Here is a 25,370-nt window from a genome sequence, read left to right as displayed (position 1 = left end):
ACCCCCGCATTTTAATGTATTTTTTTCTCTATAGTGGACATAGTTTTACCTCTTATCTTCCTTTTATTCACCAGAATATGGCCATCTGAAAGCAACAGTTAGATAACAATTCATGAATATGTCAAAAAACCGCCCTGATTTAGATCAGTGGCGGTCTCCATGAAATGATGAGATAAATTAGATCTTATTAATTTACAATATGTGTGCCAGCCTGTTGGCTCATCGCAGCTTTCATATTTTCCGGATTGGTAATGATAACTCTGCGTCCCTCTTTTTTCAAAAAACTAAGACTTGCTTCAATTTTAGGCTGCATACTGCCAGCAGGAAAATGACCCTGCTCCGCATATACCAACATTTCTGCCGCTGTAACTTCTTCAAGAGCCTTCTGCTCAGGCGTACCGAAATTCACACATACCTGAGGAACTCCTGTTGTAATGATAAGAGATTCTGCATCGATCTGTTCGGCCAGCAGACTTGTAGCAAAGTCTTTGTCAATGACTGCATCGATACCTTCGTAGGTATTATTTTCGGTTTTGATCACAGGAATCCCGCCTCCGCCAACAGCGATTACCACATAACCCGTCTCAATGAGTGATTTAATGACGTCTTTTTCAACGATATCAATCGGCTTAGGCGATGGAACAACACGGCGGTAACCTCGTCCTGAATCCTCAATGATGACCCAATCTGGCTTGGCACGCTTCATCTCCTCTGCTTGCTCAAGCGTGAAGAAGGAGCCCACTGGTTTCGAGGGAGACTGAAAATTCGGATCATTTTTGCTAACCTCGACCTGAGTAATGACTGTGGCAACCTTTTTGTCTAATCTGCGATGAATGAATTCATTTGTTAAGGCCTGCTGAATTAAATAGCCTATGCCCCCTTGCGTGCCCGCCACGCAATTGACCAGCGGAGTAACATCCATTCCAGTGACTTCCGAAGCCACCTCGCTTCGTCTCAGCTCGAATCCAACCTGTGGACCGTTGCCGTGAGTAACCACCACATCGTTGTCTGCTTGCACCAGATCAGCGATATTGACAGCAATTTCACGTACTGCCTCAGATTGATCCTCTATAGAATCGCGGCCATTGTCTTTCACCAATGAATTACCGCCAATGGCTACAACTATAAATTTACTCATTCCATTCCTCCTGACGGATCAGTTGATCCTCATTTATTAGCGTTTAAGGGCCAGCTGAAATTGTTCCTTCGCGAAGTGAAAATCCGGATTGGCAGGATTATAGCTGATAGCAATATCTATTTCTTGAATGGCCATTTCATGATCACCAAGTAAACCAAGTGACTGTGCCTTATGATGATGATATAAAGGATTGCTCGGATCGTTAGCAATTGCGTTCTCAATCGCCTCAACTGCCTCTTGATGCCGGCCAAGTGATCTCAAGCTGTTCGCCTTATGAAACGAGAAATCATACCGTTCAGGCTGCTGTTCCAGAAGCTGATCCATAACTTTAACCGCTTCCTCATGCCTGCCCAACTCTCTTAAATAATTGGATTTATGATAGCGGAAGAAGCTTTCGCCAGGATCGCGTTCTATCGCTTTATCATACTCTGCTAACGCTTGCTCGGATCGCTTCATCATTCGGTAGGCATTTGCGGTGTAGAAATAGAAATCAAGGTCATCCGGATCGATAGTAAGTGCCTGTTGATAGGCTGCCAGAGCTTCCTCATATCTCCCGAGTTCCCCTAAGAAGTATCCTTTATAGTAATAGAAGTCTGAATTATTACTGTCCTCTTGCATTGCATGTTCCATAACCAAACTCGCTTTCAGGAAATCCTCTGCCCGAGCTAGCTCTTGAGCGCTTTGAATACTTGGATGAATCGTTAGCTTTTCTTTATTGAGAATACGGATGACCCTCTCCTGTCCCAGCTCTTCTGCATGCTGCAACGATGATTTGCCGTCACGATCCGGCAATTGAACATCCGCTCCAGCATCCACCAACAACTGAATAATATCGGAGTATAAACGGCCACCATTCCCGAGAATTACTGCCTCCAACAAGGCAGACCATCCCAGATTGTTCATATGGTTAACTGCAACGCCTGCTTCCAAGCATTTCTGAACAGTTCTTAGATACCCCTTCTCGCTGGAAGGAAGCAGTGTAGTTCCCCCAAAACGATTTACACTGGTTGTATCCGCACCTGCGGCAAGAGTTAAAGACAGAATCTCATGGAATCCATTGGCACCGGCACACAGGTAGGGTGATAACATAGTGATATCTCTTGCATTCACGTCACTGCCTGCTTCAATCAGCTTTTGAGCGAGAGGAATATGATTTTTTTGCGTTGCCGCCATCAGCGCAGTACGACCACTGGCATCCTTATGATGAACATCGGCACCACGAGCTAAAAGCTGTTCTACGGCAGCTAAATCCCCGCGATCCGCTGCTTGAATTAAATCTTCTGACAGAGTTTGATTAGTCATGGCTTTAGCTCTCCTATTTCTTTTTATCAATTATTTATTCGGATTGCAGCTTGTTCGCTGGGTCACGAAGGTCTGAAAAATGCTTATAAACAAATAATCCTGCAACCATCAAATAGGCGTATACGAATGGCATAAGTGAAGCTTGAGCAAATCCAACAGTCGGCGCGTGAATGATCCCAAATAAAGATAGGCCAGACGCGATTACAGCAAAGACAGCAGCCCGCAGTGGTTTATTCAGGATAGAGAAAATAGTGATGGAGCCCCAAATCAAGCTGCTAAGCGGTGCACCATTTCCTAAATGCATCAGCCCGTTGTAATAAACCCCTTTACTTAATAAGAGATCAATCCCCACCTTAGAAGCCGAAGTTTCAGCCGCATTAAAAATGTTGTTCGCAAGCGTTAAAGCCCAGTTAGCAATCCATGGGAACAAGGTGATAAAGATAACGGGCACTTCATTTTTAGGTGTCTCTCGAACCACCTGATTCGCCGTAACGACCCCGACATAGACCAGAATCGGAACAATCGCCACAACAGGTATGATAGACAACAGCAGTGCTCCTATACCAAAGAGACAAATAATTAACATGGAGAAACCAGAAGCTATGGTATAACCAAGTCCAGCCCCAATAGATTTCCAGCCTGCATGACCAATGTACACAGTTACCGGGAACGGATTACCTGTAAAAGCACCAATACTTGAAGCAACCCCGTTCGTTAGCATGACGTTACGAGTGTTATAAGGATCTCCCGCAGCATGTGCGCTCTCAATATTTTCAAGGTCAAAAATATAATTCGCCAGTCCCAATGGAATTGCAGAAGCCAGGTATGGCAAGGCATGCGGAATCCCTTGAATTAAGCTGGTAATATGCACCTCAGGTGGATTAAACCCCAGTGTTGAAAGAGCCGTTGTGATCGCTTCTGGATTCTGCAAGCCGAATATCCAAGCCAGCGCGGTTCCAGCAATCAGCAGCAGAAATCCTGTAGGAATTTTTTTAAATATCGGCGATTTGCCAAACCAGTTAATAAAGATGATCACAAGTACAACAAAGGCAACAACTGGTGTTTCGAAGGATTGCAGCATCGGGTTCATAGCCAGCAATAACAATCCAAGTCCAGATAAACAAGATAAAAGTACGGTTCTTGGAATAACCTTGCGCAGCACATCTCCCAGAAATGAGCCGACAATAAGGATCAAAGCTTCGAACAGGCACCATACGAGACCAATTTGCAGCGCAAATGATGCATCATTGGTTTCTCTAAATACGGGAATTAACACTAGAAAAGTTACCGTAAAAATCGATGGAGCACTAGGTCCTGAAGGTAATGCGGTTATATCCGTTCGGCCTGTTTTTTTGGCTAGCTGATATCCAAACCAGCCATAAGCAATACTTGCGATAAAAATCGCGAGTCCAAACGCAGGAACGACTCTGCCGTAAACCATACCTTCCGGAAATCCTACTACAAAAATTAACAATGAAATCATCGTAAGCAGATTGGTTAAATTGTTAGCAAGCAGCCCGAAAAACGCGGCCCAATCTCCCTTTTTCCAGAACATCTTCATAAATACTTGATCCATAATAAATCTCCCCCTAGATCGTTAGCGCTTACATACCAATGGCTTATGAAGCCCTCAGGCCCTTGAATAGGCCTGAAGGGCGGGTGGTTCTATGAATGCATGCTCTGGCTAAAAGCGAGAATGGCTTGCTCGAAACACTCGATTGGAGGATGAGTGATTCCGGCTCCAATCATTCCGATGCCTGGATCCTTATGGGCAATAGCCGTGTTGATCACTGGCATAATGCTGGTTTGACCCACTTTACGAATATCGATTCCAGTAGGAATTCCGCGGAAGTTCAACAAAGGAATCGTCACATTTGGATTCTCCGTCGTAGTAATTTCCTTCATTTTCACAGAATAGTTCATGGCATCATCTACGGTTCCCCCAACTAATGCTACAATCGCCGGCGCGGTTGCCATGGCGAAGCCACCTATACCATACGTTTCGGTAATCGCACTGTCACCGATATCGAGTCCCGAATCTTCCGGCTTATACCCTGCAAACATCGGTCCGACAACCTTTTGCGCAGGGCCGGTAAACCAGGTATTGCCTGGCATTCCACTGACACGAATACCGAATTCCACGCCATTGCGGGCCATCGTTGTTACGATGGTGCTATGCTCGATGCCATGGGCAGCATCAAGCGCACATTTACAAAGAGCCATCCAGGTTGGTCCGGAGAAATAATCACTCATTGCCACAAAATCGAACACTTCGATTTTCTGCTCATTAGTAAAATCCGTTCTCAGGATAAGCGGCGTTAATGCCTGAATCAAAAGAGTCGTTCCAGCGTTGTTGCGGTTATGGCATTCATCTCCCATATGGAGCGCCTGTGATAACATGAGCCGTAGATCAATGCCGTTCTCAGAGAACTTCATCGCCTCACGCAGCATCGGTCCAAGCACATCTCTCATCCAGATCAAACGGGCAACGACCGTTTCATCGTTTGCACCCATCCGCAAGATTTTCGACAGTTGCTCACTAAGGTTCGTATAAGCGATGTTGCCATACGTTTTATTCTCTACAATGTGCATGAACATAGAGGCTGAGGTTACCCCTGCCATGGAACCCACACAATTATGCTCGTGACAAGGGGAGAACGTAATCTCACCTGATGCCGCTAGTTCGGCAGCTTCATCCAGATCCTTCGCCAAGCCCTCAAAGACCAAAGCGCCGGTAACTGCACCTTTCATGGGACCACTCATCTTATCCCAGGTAATCGGAGGCCCTGCATGTAATATCGTAGTCTTAGTCATCCCTGGTACGACATTGATCGCTTGATCAAAACCAACCAATACCGGTTGTGAATTCACGATTCGCTCTACAGCCAGCTTGTTGGCAGCCTCAATCTTTGCAGCAATCCCCTCTTGCTCTAACGCATCCAGTGCGGCAATTAATTCGGGCTTACCTCCACCAGGTGGCTTCCATTCCAGATGGGTTACGTTGCCTTTTTGCTTCAGGATATCATCCTTGAACATTTCTAGGCCGACATTGATAACGTGAAGTTCACTCTTAAATAACTCATTGATTCTGCTCATGTTATACTCCCTTCTCTACAAAACCTCTGGCAAGAAGTCCTGCATTCGTATTACTGCTTGCATAGGTAACGCCCGCGGATACCAACTTATCAAGCTGTTCTTGGACGGAAGGTGTATCCAGATCGGTTCCAAGTACATAGCCGACAATCTCCAAATGTCTGCCTTCTTGTTCCGCTGCTTGCTTAGCCTCAATAATTGCAGGCACCATAACACCTACTGGATCCTCATGCGATCCATAGCCTAATACAAAATCCATAATGATCACGCCCACCGCCGGGTCCTTTGCTTCCTGCTTGAATCTGGCAATCCGTGAAGAAGGATCAATCATCGGATGTGGTTTGCCGTTAGTGAACCCATCATCCCCAAAGTCAATAAACGTATGCGCTTGGCTGATATGGATATCACCCAGCTGATATTCCGGATCTTTTGGAATGTTGCTATAGACATCGTCGTATTTCTCCATCGCTAGATACATTGCTTCATCACATAAAGTACCGCCGCAGAATAACCCGCGAATATACTTCTGTTCTGGCTTCAGCTTGACCTTAATCTCCTCAATCAGCGGAAGGTTTAGCGGATGCTTGTCAATTTGGCTCTCATCAATGCCGGATAGAATTACCGCCTTTAGCGCGGCCTCTTTAGTTGTTTTGGCAAAATGTCCACCTGCTTCCAGAACAGCTTCCTCCGTTCCTCCGATAAAGCAGACCACGACAGGCTTATGCATATTTTTGATTTCATTCAGCACTTTTTGTTCCACACTTTTGGCGGGTGGCTTGGAAATCAACACAATGACCTTAGTGGCTTCGTCTTCGTTAAGCGCTTTCATAGCATCAAGCATCATTACTCCGCCGACACGTTCACTTAGGTCTCTGCCGCCTGTGCCAATCAACTGTGAGATGCCTCCGCCAAAATCGTGAATCCGCACGCTGATTTCCTGACTTCCTGTGCCGGATGCACCCACGATGCCGATATTGCCTTTGCGAACCTTATTAGCAAAACATAATGCCATATTTCCAATGATCGCGGTTCCGCAATCCGGCCCCATCATCAGCAATCCACGCTCATGTGCTATTTTTTTTAATTCAATTTCGTCTTCTACGCTTACGTTGTCACTGAACATCATGACATGGAGATTATTCTCCAGCGCTTTTCTTGCTTCTCTGGCTGCAAACGCTCCGTTGACTGAAATCACTGCAAGATTAGCTGCTGTCATATTCTTCACTGCCGACTCAATTGTTGGATATTTAAGCGCTGTACCGCCAACTGCACTGTCTTTTTTAATAAACAGCTCTTCGATTGCTTCAAAGGCAACTTCAGCCAGCTCAGGGGATGCTGCTTTGATTACGATCATCAGGTCACTATTCTTAGCTTCCTCTAGCTCAGGGGTTATCAGCCCTACATTCGCTAATACCTCTTTATTCATTTGAGTAGCCATTGCGATAAAAGCTTGTTCGACACCCTCTATTTGATTCGCTTTGGTCGACAACGACATGAGCGAGACGGAATCAAAGTATGTGTTCCTTTTAATTACTATTTTAGTCGACATATCTTACCTCCAACGTTGTTCTAGATTAAGATCCAAACCGCTAATGATCCCCAAGGCAATATCTGTTCCGGAAGAAGAACCTAAATCCAGCACTGCCGATAAGCCAAGAAGCATATTTTCCTTACTCTCATACATGAGCGAATGCAGCAACTGACCCATTGACTCTCTCACCTGACCCCAAGCCGCTTTTTTCAGAGCCATATAGCTTATTTGATTCGTTAATTCAGCTGCTTCGTTCACGACTTCCCTGCACCACGGCTGATATTTACTAATAGGACTCTGAGGCAGATGGATCACAGCAAACAATCCAACTAAAAAATCATCTCCCGACGGAGTCAGCCCTGGGCCTAATCCCATTAGTCGAATTGCATAATGAGTAGCCTCTTCCATGCTGTCATTCGCCAAGGCATTCAGAAGACCTGAAGATCGCTCTTCCAGCAGCCGCATCGTTTCTCTCTCAAAGCTGCTAGAACCCGCAAACTGCTTCATACCGCCTGGTTTTCCATAGCTATTGATATAAGCTTTTGCCGCAGCCAAATTATCTCTTAGCGTCTTTACTTCTATGGGAAAAATAGATAAAGAGCTCTGCCAAACTGTCAGTTGCTTGATCGATATTGAAAGCTTAGTGCCGATATATAATTGATCATTCTCCGCAAAAACTTCATCTCCCACAACCAGTCCAAGAACCGAAAAACTACTAACCTCTGTAATCAAAGTATTAGGCGCATTATCTACCTTACTGCTCGCAATGGTATATAATTCATCAGTTGCCTTGCACCTTACATTTATCGTCCGCTCAAATATGCTGTGTACATTTCCGAAAAATCTTGATTCTCGAATCCGATGAAAGAACGCGCTATCACTGGATATCCCAGCTTTTAAATAAGAGGTACACTTGCTCTGAGAATGCTCCGTTTGATCGCCCCCTTGAGAAGGAAGTAGATAATGGTTTGGTCACTTACTGTCAGGTTATCCTATATAGAAAGCGTTCTCATAAAAAAACCGTAACGGTTGATGATGAATGATAGAAGATGTTACACTCAGTTCATAAAATTCCAAGAATGATGAAGATTGAGCTGCTTTCTGTGTGAAAAAGGATATTTTTGTGAAATATATCACAGTTTAACGGATAAACGTTACCTGACACCCTTATTGTAGTCCTCCGTACACTGGGGGTCATCATACAAGAACACTAAAAACAACAAGTAATCACTATGCACATTGCACAATGGGCGAAGATGAGAGGTGTGAATTGATGCTAACGATAAAAGATATCTTACAAATCAAATCCATCGAAGGCATAAAGATCGTTGCGGGGCATTCTGGTCTAAACAATCAAATCTCCGTAGTTAATATCATCGAGAATCCGGACGTATTTGACTGGCTGACCTCGAACGAGCTGCTTTTATCCACCGGATATATCTTCAAAGACAGCACGGAGCTGCAGAACAAATTTATTCATGAGCTGGTGGAGAATAACTGTGCAGGACTCTGCATCAAAATGAAGCGATATTTCGATGCTATCCCGCAGAATATGATTGAGCTTGCTGATAAGCATGGACTCCCGCTACTGGAGCTCCCTTTTGAATACACCTTGTCCAGAGTCATTGCGATCATTAACGAAAAGACCAACGCGGATTACGATGCTGTGAACCGACGCTCGCTCGACCTTCATAATGCGCTGTTCAAAATCGCACTCGAAGGAGGCGGTATTGAGCAAATATCGGCGGAATTGTCCGACACGATCCATAACCCTGTTCTTATATTAGATAGAGACTGGAACCTACTCTGCTATACAGATCATAAGGATAACCCATCTCCACTTCAGGAATTCCTGCCACTGGTGAAGAACAGGCCTGTTTTTCCACCAGAGTTCACGGTAGCTTTCCCAAAGTATATTACTGAAATCAAAAAATCCATCAAACGCACCTACTATTCTCAGGGACAGCCGTACAAGTGCTGCATTATGCCGGTTTCTGTATCCAGTAACGCTTACGCGTATATCGTCGTTCTGCAAACGGTACGCAAGCTGGTTGAATTTGACTACACCGCGTTAGAGCATGTATCCACGATGCTTGCACTGGACCGGATCAAAGCCAAGGAAATCGAAGAGGTAAAGCATAAAATTAGGCAGGACTTCTTCGACGACTTATTAGCTGGCAATATTACTTCAACAGAAACACTGCATTCCCTATCTGCTATGCATGGGCTTAAAGTTAACTATTCGTATTACTGTACAGTTATCCATATTGAAGCTACACAGCTGGAAAACTACACGGACATGGTTTATAGAAAATACGAAATGGAGCATATGGTCAAAAAATGTGTCAATTTGATCTATGGCTTGTCCAGTAATGCAGGTGGAGAGCTAATCTGTTACTATCGCAATCAGCAAATTATCATCTTGATCGGAAAAAATGAAAATAAACCGCCAATTTCCGTAAGCGATACGAAAGCCTTTGCTCAAGAGGTGCTGCAATTGCTGGCTCAGGAAATGACTAAAAATCATTTTCTCATCGGCATTGGCAGTCAGTATAAGACACTTGCTTCGCTCCATCGAAGCTTCTTCGAGGCCCAGGAAGCTATGCGGCTCATGCAGCGGTTTAATAAAGACAGCCGGAGCATTGCTCACTTCGAGGATTATTCTGTCTATCATTTTTTGGATTCCAATATTAAGCCTACGGAAATGGAGACATTCTTTAACAAAGTTCTGGGAGGCATCCATGAACATGACCAGACGATGAACACGAGATTCATGTCTACCTTGGAGTATTATTTTATGTACAATCAGAATGTAACCGAAGCCGCCAAAGCGATGTTTATTCACCGCAACACCTTTATTTACCGGATTGATAAAATCAAAGATTTGCTAAATATAGATCTGAAAAACTCAGATGAGCTATTCGAGATTCAACTGGCACTTAACCTCTATCGATTGCTGCAAAGGGGTTAAAATAACGAAGGGTATTCCCGGCAACCATTACTCTAGTTGCACTGGAATACCCTTTTTTCATAACGTCATAGCCCGTCCATATCTTGCTAAATATTCTTCCTTCTCCTTATAATCCGGCATTAGGCTTCCAACCCGTCGCCAAAAGGAGCGATCATGGTTCATATGCAGCAAATGACATAACTCATGGATGATCACATAATCGATAACCTCCACGGGAGCCATGGCCAGACGATAGTTAAAGGTTAGCTTTTTATCGGAGCTGCAGCTTCCCCATTTGGTCCTGGACTCTACAATCTCGATACTCTTAGGTTTTACTCTAAGCTGCGTCTGGTACCTAGTGATCCGCTCTCCTATAAGCTTCTTGCAGCTAGAGAAATAGAACTTTTTCAGCTTTAACTGAAGTTGTTCTTCACTTAGCTCCGCTGTCTCTATAAGCTCATGCAGAGAATAATATTTGCCTAGATACAGGAACTTTCCTTCATCTTCGTACGCTCTGATCATCTTTGGCGTTTCACGAGCCGCTTCGAGACTTTGCAGCTTCTCCACAATCATTTTTCCATTACGCTCAACCACACTTTTAATCGTCTCTTCAGATGTTTTCTTAGGTACCTTGAGTGTTATGCGCCCTGACGAATCTATATGAATGGAGATTTTTTTCCCGTTTCCATATTGAACATTAAACTCGATCACCTGATTGTCGTAATCAATCTTCATACCCACCATCGTTTCTATAAGATTATTCGCAATAAAAAAGAAGAACGCACCTAGGCGTTCTCCTATTTTAACACGATTCCTCAATACACCGGATATCCCGCTACAAACATTGCCAAGTACAGTATACTACCCACAACAGATATAACAGTGAGTGCAACATCCTTCGGCTTTTCATTAGTGAGCGCAACGGCAGCAAAAGCTAGCGGAAATGCAACAAGCAAATAACGCGGGGCTGACAGCAGCCAGGTAGCTCCCACTACGAAAGCAAAATACACGATAAAATAAGCAGTGTAGGATGGCCGTAGTTTTCTTGCTCCCATAAACATGATAATTAGTGCTGAGAATATAGCGATTAAATTAGGCAGCCACATGCCGAGAAAAGAACGGCTATCTCCACTTTTAAAGGTGCCCACCGCATATTCCATCTGATATCTTACGGTATCGAAAAAGAGATAGAACTTCTGTGACCAATGCTCCCTCTGGTAAATACTGAACTGAAAAGCATTTCCCGTAACATAGTAGTTGATGTAAAGATAAGCCAGCAAACCCATCGATATGATAGCAAGACAGCCAATGGCGGTGGTCAGTTTATGTATAAACGCTTTTTTCTCTAGTAATTTATAATTCCCGATAAGTTCCCGTGCAAATTCAATCGCAACCGGTACAATCAACAGTACCCCTGGAGAACGCGTATACGCTGCAAGTGCACCGCATAAACATCCGATGAGCCATTCTTTTTTTCTCACAAAATATAAACACAACAGCGATAAGGCCAGAAATAAAGATTCGGTCATTGGGATGAAGAAAAAGAACGCAGCCGGAAATATAAAAATATACTTTACTACTCGCATAGCACTCTTTCGATGCATGTCTAGTGCGGCAAGCTCATAGGCGACCAAGGCAGCGACAAGCGAGCAAATATTAGAAACGATGAATCCAGCGACGAGATAATTCCCTACAAATACCTGAACTACTTTAATTAGATTTGGAAAAAAAGGAAAAAACACAATATGGTATTTCGGATCTCCCTCCGTCACATACCAATTCTCCGCGATGCCCAAATAATGTGAAGCGTCGATCCCCGATATATGCCAGGTCTCAGCTATTTTGCTAAACAAACCACCGGAATAGCCATTCTGTATGATCAAAAATATATACCCGATAATCATAAGCAAGACCCTACTAGCCACAACCCAGCCGATAATATATAGCCAAGCCTGCTTTCTGTCCCGTATTTTATTTTCCAGAGTTACTTCAGGCGCTGGATTTGTCAGAACAAAATCTGTCAAAACAGGTATAGTGCGGAGTCCCAATAATACAAAAAGTACGAAACAGGCCACGGAAGCAAGGGTACCCATCATAGACCAACTAGTGGTCGAGTTTACCCAGAAAATAGCCGTCACCATCATAATGAACATGAAGATGAAGGAAATGATTTTGTCGTGCTTTTTCATTTGAACCTCCAAAGATAAATTCTTACAATAATCTAGTTAAAAAAGGAAAATATTACGCATAGAAATATAATAGTCTCTGGAAATTTTTTTGTAAATCATTTCTTAGATCATCATAGATTCTAAAAAAAGCCTATGCACTGAAATGCATAGACTGTATGTATAGCCCTATTTTAACAACTCTAACACGCCTTGAGGCTGTTGATTAGCTTGAGCCAACATCGCTTGCGATGCTTGAGATAAGACATTGTATTTGGTAAGCTTCATCATTTCCTTTGCCATATCCGCATCTCTTATTCGTGATTCAGCTGCTGTTAAGTTTACTTCGTAATTGGTTAGGTTATTATGGATATGTTCTAATGCATTTTGATACGCGCCGTACATTGAACGCCTGGATGAAACGGTATTTATAGCTTTGTCTATTTTCGAAATCGCTAATTCGGCACCTTGTCTAGTTGAAAGATCTATATCCGCAATTCCCAGAGCAGTAGTTCTAGCATCTGTTAATTTAACAGCGAAGTTATTCCCAGAGTTTGCTCCCACCTGAAGATTTACTGTTTTGTAATCATATGTGGTACCAGGGTTTGATCCGTAAGATACATTGAAATTGGTTATCCCAGTTGTAGTTGAAAAAGTGTAACTTCCGTCATCATTACTAATAATGTTATTTAGTCTATCCGTAGAGCCCCCACCATTTAGATTAACATTAGCCAATTCATTACCCTGTGGATCAAAGATGGAAAGACGATAATTATTATCTACTATTCCTCCAACGATGTAATTCCCATCTTTCATTTCTGTAATGCTTGTAAGTTGACTGGAGTTGGAAGTTTCATTTGAGATATTCTTCTCCCACAATACGTTTCCACTACTGTCTAGTTTATAGATTAATCCACTAGTTTTAGTAGAGTCGTTATAAGAACCAACAATTATGGCCCCTCCATCACTGGTTGCGATGGCCCGGTAACCTTCATCATCCCCAGCAGCACCGACTCGTGTGTCCCATAACGGATTTAAGTTACTATCATATTTCACAACCCAGCTTGACTTATCGGTATAAGAACCGTTTAGTTGGAGACTTGATGAACCAATAGCCAAATAACCGCCGTCAGCAGTTTCAATAATAGAATTAAATTCTTCGCTTCCATAGCCAACAGGATTGGATTGTGAAGAACCCACTATCGAGGTGGATTGTTGCACACCACTACTATTAAATTTAGCCATAAGGCCATCCCAATTTTGAATACCGGAACCCGTCCCTGCCACAATAAAGGAACCGTCACTAGTCTCAATTACTTCATTCCCCATAATGGAGTAGACACCAGATACCCCTGTACTCCACTGCTCATTCAAATTCGCATCCCATTTAATTATATTTATCCTTTGATCGGAAATTGCCCCTGCTGAGAAATCATTTCCTAATAAAATATAACCACCATCACTAGATTCCTTAATACTATACACATCCATATTAGGAATTGCTTGTGACCAAACCAGATTACCCATACTATCTAATTTGAAGGGATTATTACCGGGAATTCTTATTCCGACGTAACCTCCATCTGAAGTCTTAGATAAATCTCTGGCAGGTATGTTAGCGGTCCAGTTCGTACTTATATTGCCCTGTACTGGGGTAATATTCGTGTTTACTTCGAGGTCATTATTCAATAAATGAATTCCATTAAATTGAGTGTTATTAGCAATATCATTTATCCCAAGCTTTATCTGCTCAACTTCTTTTTGAATCAATGTTCGATCAAAATTTGTTAAGGTATCATTTGAAGCCTGTATTGCAAGCTCCCGTAATCTTAGCAGATTAGGATCTTGTATAGTTCCAAGTCCACTCTCAGCAGTCTGAATTAGTGAAATACCATCCTGTGTATTCCTTGCTGCCTGAGACAATCCACGAATCTGTGCTCTCATTTTCTCAGAAATTGCTAATCCTGCAGCATCATCTGCCGCTATATTTATCCGAAGTCCAGAAGATAACCTCTCTAGTGAACTTGTAATAGATTTATTATTTTTATTTAATCTGTTCAAACTATTTAAAGACGTGATGTTGTGACCGATTCGCATTTAATCACCTTTCAATTGTTAGTATCTTCTATATCGGATAGTCCTTAGTAATTTTTTAGGTCAAATTACCCGTGTCTTAAGGCCTCGCCTTAAATTCCCACCGTCCCCCGCTGAAAAGTTGAATATTCACATACAAAAACGGCGATCTATCACCGGTTAAGCACCGACAACAGATCACCGCTAAAATTCTGACTAGATCATTATCATTCAAACGGATAAATCCAGAAATGTTCTGTTCCAAAACGAGCTTGGATCTCTTTATCATTTAAAGGTTTGCTGCCCAACAGCTCAGCAGCTTGGAATTGGGAACGATGCGCCTGAATGGACGCCATCTTGTGCTTGAGGAAATCTCTCACATCATTGATAACCTTTGGCTCCCCAATCTCTACAATATTATTAGCAAAAGCTATACAGTGAACAGGAGGTCTTTCTTCCTTCGGAAGTCTTGCAACGGTTCGGATCACTGCGGCTCCAGTAGCATCGTGATCAGGATGAACGCTGTACCCAGGATAGAAAGTGATGATCAGCGAAGGTTTAAGCTCTTTCAAGAGCGCATCAATCTGCCCATCGAGCAAGACTTGATCTTCGAATTCTATCGTCTTGTCGTGAAAACCAAGCATTCTTAAATCCTGTATGCCAATAGCCTCGCAGGATTCCTCCAGCTCCTTCTTACGTATTTCCGGGAGGGTTACCCGATTCGCAAAGGGCGGGATGCCCATATTTCGGCCCATTTCTCCAAGCGTTAGGCATGCGTAGGTAACTTGGGTCCCACTTTGTATATGTTTGGCAAGGGTACCTGATATACCGAAGGCCTCATCATCCGGATGTGGCAAAATAACAAGAATATGTTTTTCCACAGAACTCTTCATCTCCTCTTCCATTAGAACGGCTCTCGGCTTAATTGTAACGATACGATCAGTTTGCCTTGAGCATCATGTCCAGCCATAATCAATCTGCCTGTCTCACTCTCTTCATAGTGAGTTAGCCCTTCCGAGTAAACCCAGCCCTGCGACATTTTTAAGCCGACCCGATAAGGACCGTTGCCGGAAATCGAACCATGGGAATATCGAATAACAGCATTGGTAATAAAAGTAGCGGCTGGATGCTTCGAACTATCTAAATGGGCAGCGTAGGCTCCCGTTGTCATCTCAAGATGGATATACAGATCCTGATCTTTAAGCAGGTCGATCCTATCTTGTACTTCTGATTGATTGATTAGCTGCAATGTTGCGCCTCCGTCTCTGACTGAATATATACATACAAAAAATAAGATCCATACCTTATAGAAGGACGGATCTGTTATATGATAAGCGGGTCCGTATTTCTTTTCAAAGTATAACGTGCAATGCTATGTAATTCAATGGATAGAGCGATCCCCTCCAAGTGTAACAGTAATGGACTGGCTTTTTACTGTTCACCTGAAGGGGATAATATCACTGAGAGGTTATGCTGTTTATATTAGATCACAAACTGATCTAACATCTTTATGATGACTTCACGCTTTACAGGCTTGCTGATATACTCGTCCATTCCGGCAGCTAGACAATTTTCACGGTCACCCTTCAAAGCATTAGCCGTGACCGCGATGATGGGCGGACATTTCTCTTGATGCTCATCTCTTAACATCTTCATAGCCTCTATACCGTTCATAATGGGCATGTGAAGATCCAATAAAATAAGATCAAAGGGTTCTTTCCGTGCTGCTTCAACCGCATCTATGCCGTTTGTGACGGCGATAACACTGTGACCCATTTTTTCGAGTATTTTGGTCAGCACTAGCGCATTGATAGAGTTGTCTTCAGCAAGTAAAATTCTTGCCTCACGTGCGGTATGAAGCTTGTTAATGTTAGCCTCTTGGCTAGGAATTACCACTGATTTCTTGGGCCTGATTGTGAAGGTAACCGACGTACCGCTCTTGCCGTCACTCTCCGCATAGATCTCACCACCCATCATTTCGACAATTCTGCGGCTGATGGCAAGGCCAAGACCCGTGCCTTCATGTCTCCGCATCATAAAGCTATCCACCTGCTCAAACGGTTCAAAAATATCAGTAAGTCGATCAGGATCAATTCCAATGCCAGTATCGGTTACCGTAAAGGCCAGCAGGAAGGGATCATCCTTTACAAGCCTCACTTTTACCGATATGCTGCCCGCGGGTGTGAATTTCACAGCATTCCCTAGCAGGTTCAAGAACACCTGCTTCAAGCGTTCCTCGTCACCGTAAATAAAGTCAGGAACATCATGATTTATGATGCTGGTGAGCTCCAGATGTTTTTGTTCAGCTTTTATTGCAATAACAGAAAAGCTGTCCTTGAGGCAAGTTCGCAGATCGAATGTATCCTCTTGTAGCTCGCTGCGGCCTGCCTCAATTTTTGAAAGATCAAGGATATCATTAATTATATTGAGCAGGATTCCTCCGCTTTTGCGAATGATTTCTACATATTCACGTTGTTCTTCATTAAGCTCTGTTTCAAGCAGAATATCAGTCATGCCGATCACCCCGTTCATGGGAGTGCGAATTTCATGGCTCATCATAGCCAGGAACTCACTTTTAGCTCTATTCGTGGATTCTGCGGCTTCCTTAGCTAGCGACAATTGCCTTTGCTCGGAAATGTCCTTGCATATAAGATAAAATCCGATATTATGATTGTTCACATAAATAGGTGCAATACTGGTGAGCACTTCAACGACTTCGCTGTCCTTAGTGACAAGCTTATTGATATACTGCTCAACTGTATTATCGTAAAGGGCTCTTTCCAGAATGCGCTGGACATTCTCTTCTCCAATCAGACTCGCAAGCTTCATCCCGATCAACTCGGACTCGATGGCATAGCCCGTTATCTTTTCCGCCATACTATTGGTGTTAATGATTCGACCGTCAAGGTCAAAGGAAATGACGGCGTCATGGTTATATTTTTTAAGCGACGTATACCGTTCAACAGACTCCTGAAGGCGTTGCTCGGATTCCTTTTGCTTTGTAATGTTAACGATTTGGCAAATGAAGTATGCTGGCTGGTTCGACTCGTCGCTGAATAGGTGGAGCGTGAGCTGTCCCCAAATATAATCTCCATTTTTTGTGATAAACTGCTTTTCCATCTGCACTTCTGTTTCCTCACCCAAAACTGCTTTTAAATCATGAAGGTTGCCGAAATCCTCGGGGTGAGAAAGGTCTTCTAACCGCATACCCTCAAACTCTTCAGTGGAATAACCAAAAGTCTGCTCAAAGGCCGGGTTTACGGTCAGAATCAAACCATTTGGCGATAAAAGGGCGATCCCAAAGGAGGCGTGATTAATCACCTGTTGGTTGAATTGTTCCTGGTTTAGATTTACGCGATGCATAGCGACCTCCATGGATGATGTGATTTTTGCGTGAAAAAATAGACCTTCTATTTAGAAGGTCCTATTTATAGCTTATAGTCTAATTTACCCACTTTGTTATTAATTGAATCCGTTAATTTAACGGGATCGAATAGAACACTCTGGATCCTTTATTGTTCGTATACCAAATGATTTTGTCCCCACTAATAATAGGATTGCACTCTGATAAGGCAAAATGCTTGATCGTTTGGATGTCGCTAGTAGCTTTTCCCGCTCCATCTATAAGAACATATTTCAGATCACCCGGATGATTCTCTTTATCAAACTCCTGCCACAGCACCATCATTTTGTCGTCTGTGATTTTTACTAGCTTAGGGATGGACGCGATCAGGTTCGTGCCTACATATTTAGCCAAGGTAATGTGATTCACCGAATTACTGCTCAGGTTGGACTTGGGCAACACACTAAGCATGACATCCCTTTGGTCCGTTTCTAAACCCACCATCTCAAAAGATGTATACTCTTTGACTAGGGAATGATCTACCGAATTCATAGCGACTATATAGTTCGCCGGGGACATCTCAAATCCGCCTATAGAAACACCCGTCGCGTTCGCTCCGATTTTGCCGGGAATATTAAATAAATCCACTTCGTTATAACTGGCTCCGTCTCCTTTATTCAGAACAATCGAACGGGGATAAGCGTCGCCATGATCGACTAGAACATGCGCAGTACCATCAAACAATACATATTGGTCAAAAGAGTGACTGACATGATTCTTCTGGAATCTTCCCAGATCATTGGTCACGGTCATGGTTTTAGTATTTACAATAATGGTAAGCTGGGATTGATGATTTAATTTATCTTCTGTCGTGTATCTTGTACGTGAAGTGTGAAATACAAGCGTATCTCCAGCTTCAGCCATCCTGCCGGAGCCTGAATCAAAAGGGCTAACGGTATAGCTCTCCCCACCCTTTATGGAGACACTGTCTACTCTATTGAAGCTTTTATCATAACGGACAATACGAATGACTTCCTTGCTATCATTCTCTTCGCGGTTCTCTTGGCCAAAAGCAATATAGTTATACTTCTCCCCACTAAAGAATCCACCAAACACCGGAAGCTCAAAAGGAATGCTCTTATTGCCTGTTAGTTCGTACTTCTCATTGTACGTTTCAATCGTAAACTCTTTGTTCGCCTCAATAACACTTACAGTCCCATCCTTATTATTCACAAGATAAGAAGAGGCCGTACTTTTCCATCTAGGAAAATAAGAAGATTCCCCGTTACTCTCAGCTACAGCCGCCGTCTTTACCCGGTAAGCATGATCTGGGATTTTGGAAAATAACGATATGCGGTCAGACTGAACGTCAAATTCAATATCGAACGGGATTTTACCCGCCAAATCTCTCAACTGAAAATAATTGTTATCATCAATATTGTACGCCGTAATAGACTGTAACTGTCCGTTGACTAGCACCTTAGAGCTTGAAAGCGTAGCAGCATAATTTTTATTGCGGCTATAATAGTTACTTGTTGTTTTCTTTTCGGGCGTATAAGCTTGTCCAGTTATGATCTCAATCGCATTGTTCGCTTTATTCCAAGTGATATCAAACTGGCTGCTCGTTCCCGAGAAATACTCTGCCAAATCGCGTAGTCTGAAATAATTGTTATTCGATATGTTGAACCCATTCAGGTTCCGCTGTTCTCCATCAAAATATGTACTGCTCTCGGTTACCTTAGCCTTCACCGTATTGCTCGCAAAGGTTGTAGTGCCGAGTGCTGGTGTAACCAGTAATAACATCAGCAATATACTAAAAATCCTCTTCATCCGTCTTTCCTCCATTAGATATAATCATTAGCTATTATATTTATCGGTAATTTGCTGTGCCGCCTTAATTTTGAAATGAACGTAAAAAGCACAATCTGCACAGTCTCGCGATCTGCGTTCTATCGTTTGGTTGGGACAACCCGTCTCTCAAGAAAAAAGCCGGCCAAACTCAGGACAATACACCTGAAATTTAGTCGGCTGAATATTAAACTTAGTTTGCTTTAGAAGCAGGAAGCTTTTTTAATGTAATCTTTCATCAAACATGAGTTGGATTTGAATACCAAAGGGATCTTCAATGATACCGTAGGCTTTGCTAAACACATTGCTAGATAAAGGAGCAATAATTTTCACGCGCTCGTCTGTGATTAAGCTTTTATAAAAACCTTCAATCCCCTCTAAGTCAGCACTTTGAATACATAATGAAGTGTTATTGCCCACTGTATATTTCTCATTCGTATTCATTGTATCTTCTGCTATCATTATTTTTGTTTTTCCGATTAACAGGACAGAGTGAGTAATATAATCCTTATTTTCATCCGTAAGCTGTATGGAGCTGTCACGCTCTGCTAGTTGTTGATAGGTGACACGTAGCAATTCCTCTGCGTTAAAATGTTCTTTGTAAAATTCTATAGCTTCCTTAGCTCTTCCATTCATCGATAAAAAAATAGCTACTTCTAGTGTTGTACTCATAGTATAAATCTCTCCTTTTATATATTTGATATCTGGCCTTAAACTTATTATCCTATATAAAGGCATCAAAACATGACACCTTTATAAGGAGTTTTATATATGAAAAAATCAGAACGGTTAAATGACATGATGAGGTACTTAAACAATCGAGAATTCTTTAATTTAAGTGATCTCATGGATAAATACGCTATTTCAAAAAGTACAGCTCTACGCGATATTAGTTCATTAGAACAATTAGGTATGCCTATTTTCGCGGAACATGGAAGACACGGACGTTATGGACTTTTAAAAAACAGATTGTTATCCCCTATTATTTTCACGATAGATGAAGTCTATGCGCTGTATTTTGCCATGCTGACATTAGAATCTTATCAATCTACACCCTTTCATTTAAGTGTTAACAAGCTAAACGAAAAGTTTGAGCACTGTCTATCGAGTACACAAATCAACCAAATTCACAAAATGAAAAAGGTCCTGCAATTCGAAATGTATCAGCATAAGCATGTCAGCCGTTTTTTAGATAAAATCCTAGCAAGTATTCTAAATGAGAGTGCCTGTAACATTGCATATACAAAAGAAAACCAAACAAAAAGCTACCCTGTTCAATTCTTTAGGATTTCCGCTAAGTTTGGTCAATGGTATGCCACTGGAATAGAGCTTACGACGAATACATATAGAGTTTTTAGATGTGATCGAATAACCTTCATTGAAGAAAAGGAAAACAAAACTCGTTATTCTATAGAAGAACTTCTTAGTCGTTCATTAGAAATCTATCATTCTGCGAAAAGTATGGACTTTGAAGTTGAGATTGCGGAACAAGCAAAGGATATTTTTTATAAAGAGCATTATCCTTCTATGAAAATAGAAATTGGTCCGAAAACAGTCATTAAGGGATTCTATAATCCAGGTGAAGAGGATTTCTTGGCTAATTATTTTATGCGATATGGTCATGCTGTTACATCCGTGAAACCTGAAGCCTTAAAACAAATAATCAAAGATAAATTAGAGCAACTCCTAAATCACTATCAAAAAATATAAAGCTAAGCAAAAGGGGTAAAAAACATAGCTTGTAGAACTGCCTTAGCCTTTTTGAGGTTACGCGTATCCAGTTGGTTCAGCATGTCTACGATTTGACTCCTTTCATCGTTTTCCACTGGCTCAAGAGATGCTCCGGCAGTTAATGGTTCTTTTTCAGCAACCGATTCCGAATGAACCCATGACGCTTCCAAAGTATCCTCGAAGGCTTGGATTATAAATAACAATTCATCTGGGTTATATCTCTGTAGAAACCGGTTTATCCCTTTATTCATCTGCTTATGTAGGGCTAAATGCAAATCGAATATTTCTTTCCCTAGAGGTGTTGTAAGAAAAAGCACTTCTTTTTTATTATCGGGGAGAAACTCCGTGCGAATACGATCTGCATGCCGATGGATTTGATCCCGTCATGTCGCACAAAGAACTCACTGCTTGGCGGCAAAAGAGAACCCCCGACCCGCTAGTCGCCAATTATCAGCAGCGTCTTATAGCAGCGGATCATATTGTCTTCATTTTCCCTATATGGTGGGAAGCCATGCCCGCTCTTACCAAAGGTTTTCTTGATAAGGTATTCGCAAAAGGCATTGTCTACGAAGAAACTAAACCTGGGCGGCCCTTCAAATGCTTGCTCCCGAATATTAAAGGAGTGTCCCTGCTGACCGTAATGAACACGCCCGACTTCTTTTATCGCTGGATTTTTGGCAACCCCATCACCAAAATTCTATTCAGAGGCACCTTTCGCAAAATGAGAATACGTAAGAATCTTCGTTGGTATAATTATGCCGGGATGTCAGATCGCAGCTTAGAAGAGCGGGTGAAACATCTTGATAAAACAGAACAACGGTTTGCACGACTGGACTAAACTAGACTAGATCAAATTACTCAAGCGCTGACTGATTCTGAGAACTGAATCTCTGGTTTCTTCATCTCCCTAAGCACCAGCAATCCAATGAATAAGGATACAACGCCGATAATAATCAGCAGCGCCCCCAGCTCCTGACTGTAGGCTGTTAGCGCCCCATTCCGAAAAGCCATTCCACGTATGAGGCGATTAAGCCAGTTCATAGGTAATACCCATGCGGAAATTTGAAAGAACTCTGGAAAGGCAAGTGGACTCAGCTGGATTCCAGTAGCAAGAAACGACGGATACAACACGAAATTGGTTCGTAAATTAACTTTGGATACGTCTTTGGCAGTATAACCAATCAACAGACCCATAAGCGACAAGGCAAAGGCATATACAAACAGTGGAATAATAAACAGATAAGGCGCTGCTTCAAAGCGCATTCCCCCCACCTGCTTTAATAAGCCATAACATAGGAGCAGCGAAATAGTGGTCAAAACAGCGTAAGGTACACTGCGAACCCAAATCTGCCAAGGAGACTTCCCGTTTGCAAAGAGTTTCCCCTCCTGCCGCAACCGAGGGACAATTGAACCCGCTGCGCTTGTTGTAATCATCAGCACCACAATATTCACAAATCCAATGACCATAAAACCCACATAACTTGTGGTCGGGTTAAACAACATCCGCTGCTGGAGAGATAACGGAGAAGCAAGCCCTTTAGAGGTTTCGGCATCCATCCCCTTTTGGAGGAACCGGGTCATAGAAAGAGTCACATTTTCTGTCTGAATGACTTCCTGAATCGCAGTCCGGATGCTGGTTAACCCTGATGGCATTGTATTATCCATTAAGATGCCAATATTCGTTGATATCCCCTGCTGCTGATGTTGCCCCAACTCTTTGGGAAGCATGATGACCGCTACAGCCTGCTCATTTGCTAGTAACGTCTCTGGGTTCAGGCGGCTGGAGTACACATTTGTTACGTTCATATATGGAGAGGCATTTATCTTTGAGATCAGCTGTCGTGAATACGAACTGTGATCCTCATCAATGACAACAACATGCGATTCGCTGATTTGGTTCTTCGAGAACATTAAGCCAAAAAATAGGGCCGCAATAAGCGGACCTATAAAAATCAGGCGTAAATACTTACTGCCCACCACGTACTTCCATTCGTCAATCAGTGACTTCATCGAGCTTCACCTCCGCTGTCATCCCCGGAAGCAAATCAGCATTCCCATCCATAGTTACACGGACAAGAAACATGCTTAAATCGGCTTGCCCTTTTTCACGTGACATACGTAAGCTCGCAAATTGAGGCGCGGCTGCGATAGATGTAATTACACCTGTCACCTCCGTTGGGTGCTCCAAATATGGAAAATGAACGCCAATACTTTGATTCACCTCTAGCTTTTGGATTTCACTTTCTTGTATGTAGAGATCTGTATAAAAGTTGTTTTTTTGCAAAACCGCCATTGGCATTCCTAGCTGGACTAGATCTCCCGGCTTTACAATAATCTTGTTGACTGATCCGTCCTCCGGCGCAACTACATCCGTTTCTCCTTCAGCAGATTTAACCTTAAACAGCACCTCTCCCTGTTTTATAGAATCACCTGCAGCCACACCGACCTCGACAATTGACCCTGGACTATTCTGATAAAATATTGTCTTCTGCTCCGCATCCAGAATCCCTTGTTTCCTGCTCTCAGCCTGACTGACTGCATCCTTTCCTTTTACAGCAAGAAGCGCCCCTCCAACAATCAGCACAATCGCAATTCCTATATATAGCCCTGCTTTTATCTTCATTTTCCACTCTCTTTCATCACCATTTTTTTAACTGCATTTTCAGCAGCCTCCATAATTACTTCTCCCAATGTGGGATGAGGGTGAATGGTCATCGCCAAGTCCTCCACAGTGGCTCCCATCTCAATAGCAAGAGCAAGCTCCGACACGAGTGTGGATGCCTCTACTCCAACGATTTGTGCACCCACTACGACTCCTGAATTTAGGTCCGCTACAAGCTTGACGAAACCTTCCGTCTCCCTCAAGGCCAAGGCTCTCCCGTTAATCCCAAAGGAGGATTTGCCAATAACCAGCGAAATGCCTTTTGTCTTTGCTTCTGTTTCACTTAAGCCGACACTGGCCAGCTCTGGGTGCGAAAAAACAACGAGCGGGATGGCTCGATAATCAACTTCGGAGGAGAGACCTGCAATGGCCTCTGCCGCAATCTTGGCTTCGTAGGATGCCTTGTGAGCGAGAGTCGGGCCTGCCGTAATATCTCCAATTGCAAAAATATGTGGGATAGCTGTTCTGCACTGTTCGTCCGTCGCAATCAATCCCCTACTCGTCACTGGCAAGCCTATGCGATCTAGTCCTAAATTGCCGTCTGTATTTGGTTTTCTGCCCACAGTAACTAACACATATTCCGCTGTAACATGCTGCTGTTCCTGATTTTTTAAATAATGCAGTGTAATGGTATCTGCACTCTCTACTACGTTCACAGCTGTCGCTCCGGTAATAATTTTCATACCATCGGCTTTCAGCTGCTTTCCAACAGGGCTCACAAGCTCCGCCTCAAATCCAGGCAGCACTTGTTCTCCCCCTTCCAGAATCGTTACCTTTGTTCCGAATTTGGCATACATCTGCCCCAGCTCGACACCAATATAGCCCCCACCTATAACTACTAGGCTAGTTGGAATCTCAGGGAGCGACAGCGCTTCTGTGGAAGACAAAATACGTCCGCCAACAGGAAAGGCTGGCAGCTCAATCGGACGAGATCCTGTAGCCAGGATAGCGTTTTTAAAGGATAAGGTTTGCTCCTGTCCAGACTGACTGATGATAGCTGTATGTTCATCCACCAAGCTAGCCTCTCCTTCGAAAATGCTCACCCCAGCAGTCTTTAATAAATAACTGACTCCACCTGCCTGCTTATTCACAACTCCTTGTTTAAAATCCTGAGCATTTTTAAAAGATGCTGACGCATCTGCAAAATTAAAAGGACTGAGCAAATCATAGCGATGTGATTCAGCAATTAATGCTTTGGATGGGATACATCCAACATGCGTGCAGACTCCGCCAAGCTGGTTGCGTTCAACAATCGCTGTTTTCATCCCAAGCTGTGCAGATCGCAGCGCCGCCACATAACCTCCCGGACCTGATCCAATGACCAATGTTTCTACGGCTTCAAACTTACTCATCTCCTGATACCTCCTGTTGAACTGTTTTAAAATATGATGAACGTAATATATTATTACCATCATATTTTAAAACAGTCAATAACCTTGCCTCGCCTTTCACAAGCTAACTTTCTCAGAATCGCTAAATTGACAGGCTTTATTATGACGCCTATAATATTTTAAAAGTAGAACTATGAAGCTGT

General features: G+C 42.9%; 21 protein-coding genes. 3 read left to right on the top strand and 18 right to left on the bottom strand.

Features of this window, described 5'->3' with window-relative positions; all coding sequences use genetic code 11:
- Window positions 1-187: 187 nt before the first annotated feature.
- The 6 genes from MHI32_RS04155 to MHI32_RS04130 all read right to left on the bottom strand — a co-directional run bounded on the left by MHI32_RS04155 (window position 188) and on the right by MHI32_RS04130 (window position 7,796).
- Entirely contained in the window at window positions 188-1,138 is a 951-nt protein-coding gene (locus MHI32_RS04155) for a carbamate kinase family protein (RefSeq protein WP_340011936.1), read from the bottom strand.
- Window positions 1,139-1,174: 36 nt separating this feature from the next.
- Entirely contained in the window at window positions 1,175-2,440 is a 1,266-nt protein-coding gene (locus tag MHI32_RS04150) for a tetratricopeptide repeat protein (protein ID WP_076308505.1), read from the bottom strand.
- A 34-nt stretch (window positions 2,441-2,474) separates the two neighbouring features.
- Complete coding sequence (locus tag MHI32_RS04145) at window positions 2,475-4,016, bottom strand: hypothetical protein (RefSeq protein WP_036684876.1); 1,542 nt, start codon at window positions 4,014-4,016, stop codon at window positions 2,475-2,477.
- Between the two features lie 89 nt (window positions 4,017-4,105).
- A complete protein-coding gene (locus MHI32_RS04140; RefSeq protein WP_076098692.1) occupies window positions 4,106-5,536 on the bottom strand; it encodes a DUF1116 domain-containing protein in 1,431 nt (476 codons plus the stop codon).
- A 1-nt stretch (window position 5,537) separates the two neighbouring features.
- Entirely contained in the window at window positions 5,538-7,082 is a 1,545-nt protein-coding gene (gene fdrA / locus MHI32_RS04135; RefSeq protein ID WP_312148538.1) for an acyl-CoA synthetase FdrA, read from the bottom strand.
- Between the two features lie 3 nt (window positions 7,083-7,085).
- Complete coding sequence (locus MHI32_RS04130; protein ID WP_340011935.1) at window positions 7,086-7,796, bottom strand: DUF2877 domain-containing protein; 711 nt, start codon at window positions 7,794-7,796, stop codon at window positions 7,086-7,088.
- A 541-nt stretch (window positions 7,797-8,337) separates the two neighbouring features.
- Here MHI32_RS04130 and MHI32_RS04125 point away from each other — a divergent pair.
- Entirely contained in the window at window positions 8,338-10,035 is a 1,698-nt protein-coding gene (locus tag MHI32_RS04125; RefSeq protein WP_340011934.1) for a PucR family transcriptional regulator ligand-binding domain-containing protein, read from the top strand.
- 57 nt (window positions 10,036-10,092) lie between these two features.
- On the opposite strand, the gene MHI32_RS04120 is transcribed toward MHI32_RS04125, so the two are convergent.
- From MHI32_RS04120 to MHI32_RS04085, 8 genes are all read right to left on the bottom strand, one after another.
- Complete coding sequence (locus MHI32_RS04120) at window positions 10,093-10,749, bottom strand: SprT family zinc-dependent metalloprotease (protein ID WP_038574107.1); 657 nt, start codon at window positions 10,747-10,749, stop codon at window positions 10,093-10,095.
- Window positions 10,750-10,829: 80 nt separating this feature from the next.
- Entirely contained in the window at window positions 10,830-12,203 is a 1,374-nt protein-coding gene (locus tag MHI32_RS04115) for a hypothetical protein (RefSeq protein WP_340011933.1), read from the bottom strand.
- 165 nt (window positions 12,204-12,368) lie between these two features.
- Complete coding sequence (locus tag MHI32_RS04110; protein WP_340011932.1) at window positions 12,369-14,276, bottom strand: flagellin; 1,908 nt, start codon at window positions 14,274-14,276, stop codon at window positions 12,369-12,371.
- A 203-nt stretch (window positions 14,277-14,479) separates the two neighbouring features.
- Window positions 14,480-15,133, bottom strand: coding sequence for a bacillithiol biosynthesis deacetylase BshB2 (gene bshB2 / locus MHI32_RS04105; RefSeq protein WP_340011931.1), 654 nt, complete (start codon window positions 15,131-15,133; stop codon window positions 14,480-14,482).
- 23 nt (window positions 15,134-15,156) lie between these two features.
- Complete coding sequence (locus tag MHI32_RS04100; RefSeq protein WP_076128602.1) at window positions 15,157-15,501, bottom strand: YojF family protein; 345 nt, start codon at window positions 15,499-15,501, stop codon at window positions 15,157-15,159.
- 233 nt (window positions 15,502-15,734) lie between these two features.
- Window positions 15,735-17,615, bottom strand: coding sequence for a PAS domain S-box protein (locus MHI32_RS04095; protein ID WP_076276980.1), 1,881 nt, complete (start codon window positions 17,613-17,615; stop codon window positions 15,735-15,737).
- 112 nt (window positions 17,616-17,727) lie between these two features.
- Complete coding sequence (locus MHI32_RS04090; protein ID WP_340011930.1) at window positions 17,728-19,425, bottom strand: hypothetical protein; 1,698 nt, start codon at window positions 19,423-19,425, stop codon at window positions 17,728-17,730.
- A gap of 240 nt (window positions 19,426-19,665) precedes the next feature.
- The gene (locus MHI32_RS04085) at window positions 19,666-20,115 is read right to left on the bottom strand and encodes a VOC family protein (protein ID WP_076128596.1); all 450 of its coding nucleotides are present in this window, start codon (window positions 20,113-20,115) and stop codon (window positions 19,666-19,668) included.
- Window positions 20,116-20,214: 99 nt separating this feature from the next.
- Here MHI32_RS04085 and MHI32_RS04080 point away from each other — a divergent pair, with 99 nt between their 5' ends.
- Complete coding sequence (locus MHI32_RS04080; protein WP_340011929.1) at window positions 20,215-21,153, top strand: YafY family protein; 939 nt, start codon at window positions 20,215-20,217, stop codon at window positions 21,151-21,153.
- Window positions 21,154-21,155: 2 nt separating this feature from the next.
- On the opposite strand, the gene MHI32_RS04075 is transcribed toward MHI32_RS04080, so the two are convergent.
- Window positions 21,156-21,449: a hypothetical protein gene (locus MHI32_RS04075; protein WP_340011928.1), complete on the bottom strand. Its 294-nt coding sequence runs from the start codon at window positions 21,447-21,449 to the stop codon at window positions 21,156-21,158.
- Between the two features lie 83 nt (window positions 21,450-21,532).
- On the opposite strand from MHI32_RS04075, the gene MHI32_RS04070 reads away from it, so the two are divergent.
- Window positions 21,533-22,012 carry an NAD(P)H-dependent oxidoreductase gene (locus MHI32_RS04070; RefSeq protein ID WP_340012700.1) on the top strand — a complete coding sequence of 160 codons (480 nt, stop codon included), beginning with the start codon at window positions 21,533-21,535 and terminating at the stop codon, window positions 22,010-22,012.
- Between the two features lie 20 nt (window positions 22,013-22,032).
- Here MHI32_RS04070 and MHI32_RS04065 read toward each other — a convergent pair whose 3' ends face one another.
- The 3 genes from MHI32_RS04065 to lpdA are packed head-to-tail and all read right to left on the bottom strand — an operon-like array spanning window position 22,033 to window position 25,188.
- Window positions 22,033-23,184, bottom strand: coding sequence for an ABC transporter permease (locus MHI32_RS04065; protein ID WP_340011927.1), 1,152 nt, complete (start codon window positions 23,182-23,184; stop codon window positions 22,033-22,035).
- A complete protein-coding gene (locus MHI32_RS04060) occupies window positions 23,168-23,797 on the bottom strand; it encodes an acetyl-CoA carboxylase biotin carboxyl carrier protein subunit (RefSeq protein WP_076308495.1) in 630 nt (209 codons plus the stop codon). The genes MHI32_RS04065 and MHI32_RS04060 overlap by 17 nt, the downstream gene beginning before the upstream one ends.
- Window positions 23,794-25,188, bottom strand: a complete 1,395-nt coding sequence (lpdA, locus tag MHI32_RS04055; RefSeq protein WP_340011926.1) for a dihydrolipoyl dehydrogenase — start codon at window positions 25,186-25,188, stop codon at window positions 23,794-23,796. Before lpdA ends, MHI32_RS04060 begins: the two co-directional genes overlap by 4 nt.
- Window positions 25,189-25,370: the final 182 nt, after the last annotated feature.

The organism is Paenibacillus sp. FSL H7-0690 (genome assembly GCF_037980415.1).
Taxonomy (GTDB): domain Bacteria; phylum Bacillota; class Bacilli; order Paenibacillales; family Paenibacillaceae; genus Paenibacillus_AQ; species Paenibacillus_AQ odorifer.
This window is presented reverse-complemented; position numbering and strand designations above follow the sequence as displayed.

Coding starts and splice junctions, on each gene's coding strand:
- MHI32_RS04155 (WP_340011936.1), bottom strand. CDS start 1,138: ATGAGTAAATTTATAGTTGTAGCCATTGGCGGTAATTCATTGGTGAAA.
- MHI32_RS04150 (WP_076308505.1), bottom strand. CDS start 2,440: ATGACTAATCAAACTCTGTCAGAAGATTTAATTCAAGCAGCGGATCGC.
- MHI32_RS04145 (WP_036684876.1), bottom strand. CDS start 4,016: ATGGATCAAGTATTTATGAAGATGTTCTGGAAAAAGGGAGATTGGGCC.
- MHI32_RS04140 (WP_076098692.1), bottom strand. CDS start 5,536: ATGAGCAGAATCAATGAGTTATTTAAGAGTGAACTTCACGTTATCAAT.
- fdrA (WP_312148538.1), bottom strand. CDS start 7,082: ATGTCGACTAAAATAGTAATTAAAAGGAACACATACTTTGATTCCGTC.
- MHI32_RS04125 (WP_340011934.1), top strand. CDS start 8,338: ATGCTAACGATAAAAGATATCTTACAAATCAAATCCATCGAAGGCATA.
- MHI32_RS04120 (WP_038574107.1), bottom strand. CDS start 10,749: ATGAAGATTGATTACGACAATCAGGTGATCGAGTTTAATGTTCAATAT.
- MHI32_RS04115 (WP_340011933.1), bottom strand. CDS start 12,203: ATGAAAAAGCACGACAAAATCATTTCCTTCATCTTCATGTTCATTATG.
- MHI32_RS04110 (WP_340011932.1), bottom strand. CDS start 14,276: ATGCGAATCGGTCACAACATCACGTCTTTAAATAGTTTGAACAGATTA.
- MHI32_RS04095 (WP_076276980.1), bottom strand. CDS start 17,615: ATGCATCGCGTAAATCTAAACCAGGAACAATTCAACCAACAGGTGATT.
- MHI32_RS04090 (WP_340011930.1), bottom strand. CDS start 19,425: ATGAAGAGGATTTTTAGTATATTGCTGATGTTATTACTGGTTACACCA.
- MHI32_RS04085 (WP_076128596.1), bottom strand. CDS start 20,115: ATGAGTACAACACTAGAAGTAGCTATTTTTTTATCGATGAATGGAAGA.
- MHI32_RS04080 (WP_340011929.1), top strand. CDS start 20,215: ATGAAAAAATCAGAACGGTTAAATGACATGATGAGGTACTTAAACAAT.
- MHI32_RS04065 (WP_340011927.1), bottom strand. CDS start 23,184: ATGAAGTCACTGATTGACGAATGGAAGTACGTGGTGGGCAGTAAGTAT.
- MHI32_RS04060 (WP_076308495.1), bottom strand. CDS start 23,797: ATGAAGATAAAAGCAGGGCTATATATAGGAATTGCGATTGTGCTGATT.
- lpdA (WP_340011926.1), bottom strand. CDS start 25,188: ATGAGTAAGTTTGAAGCCGTAGAAACATTGGTCATTGGATCAGGTCCG.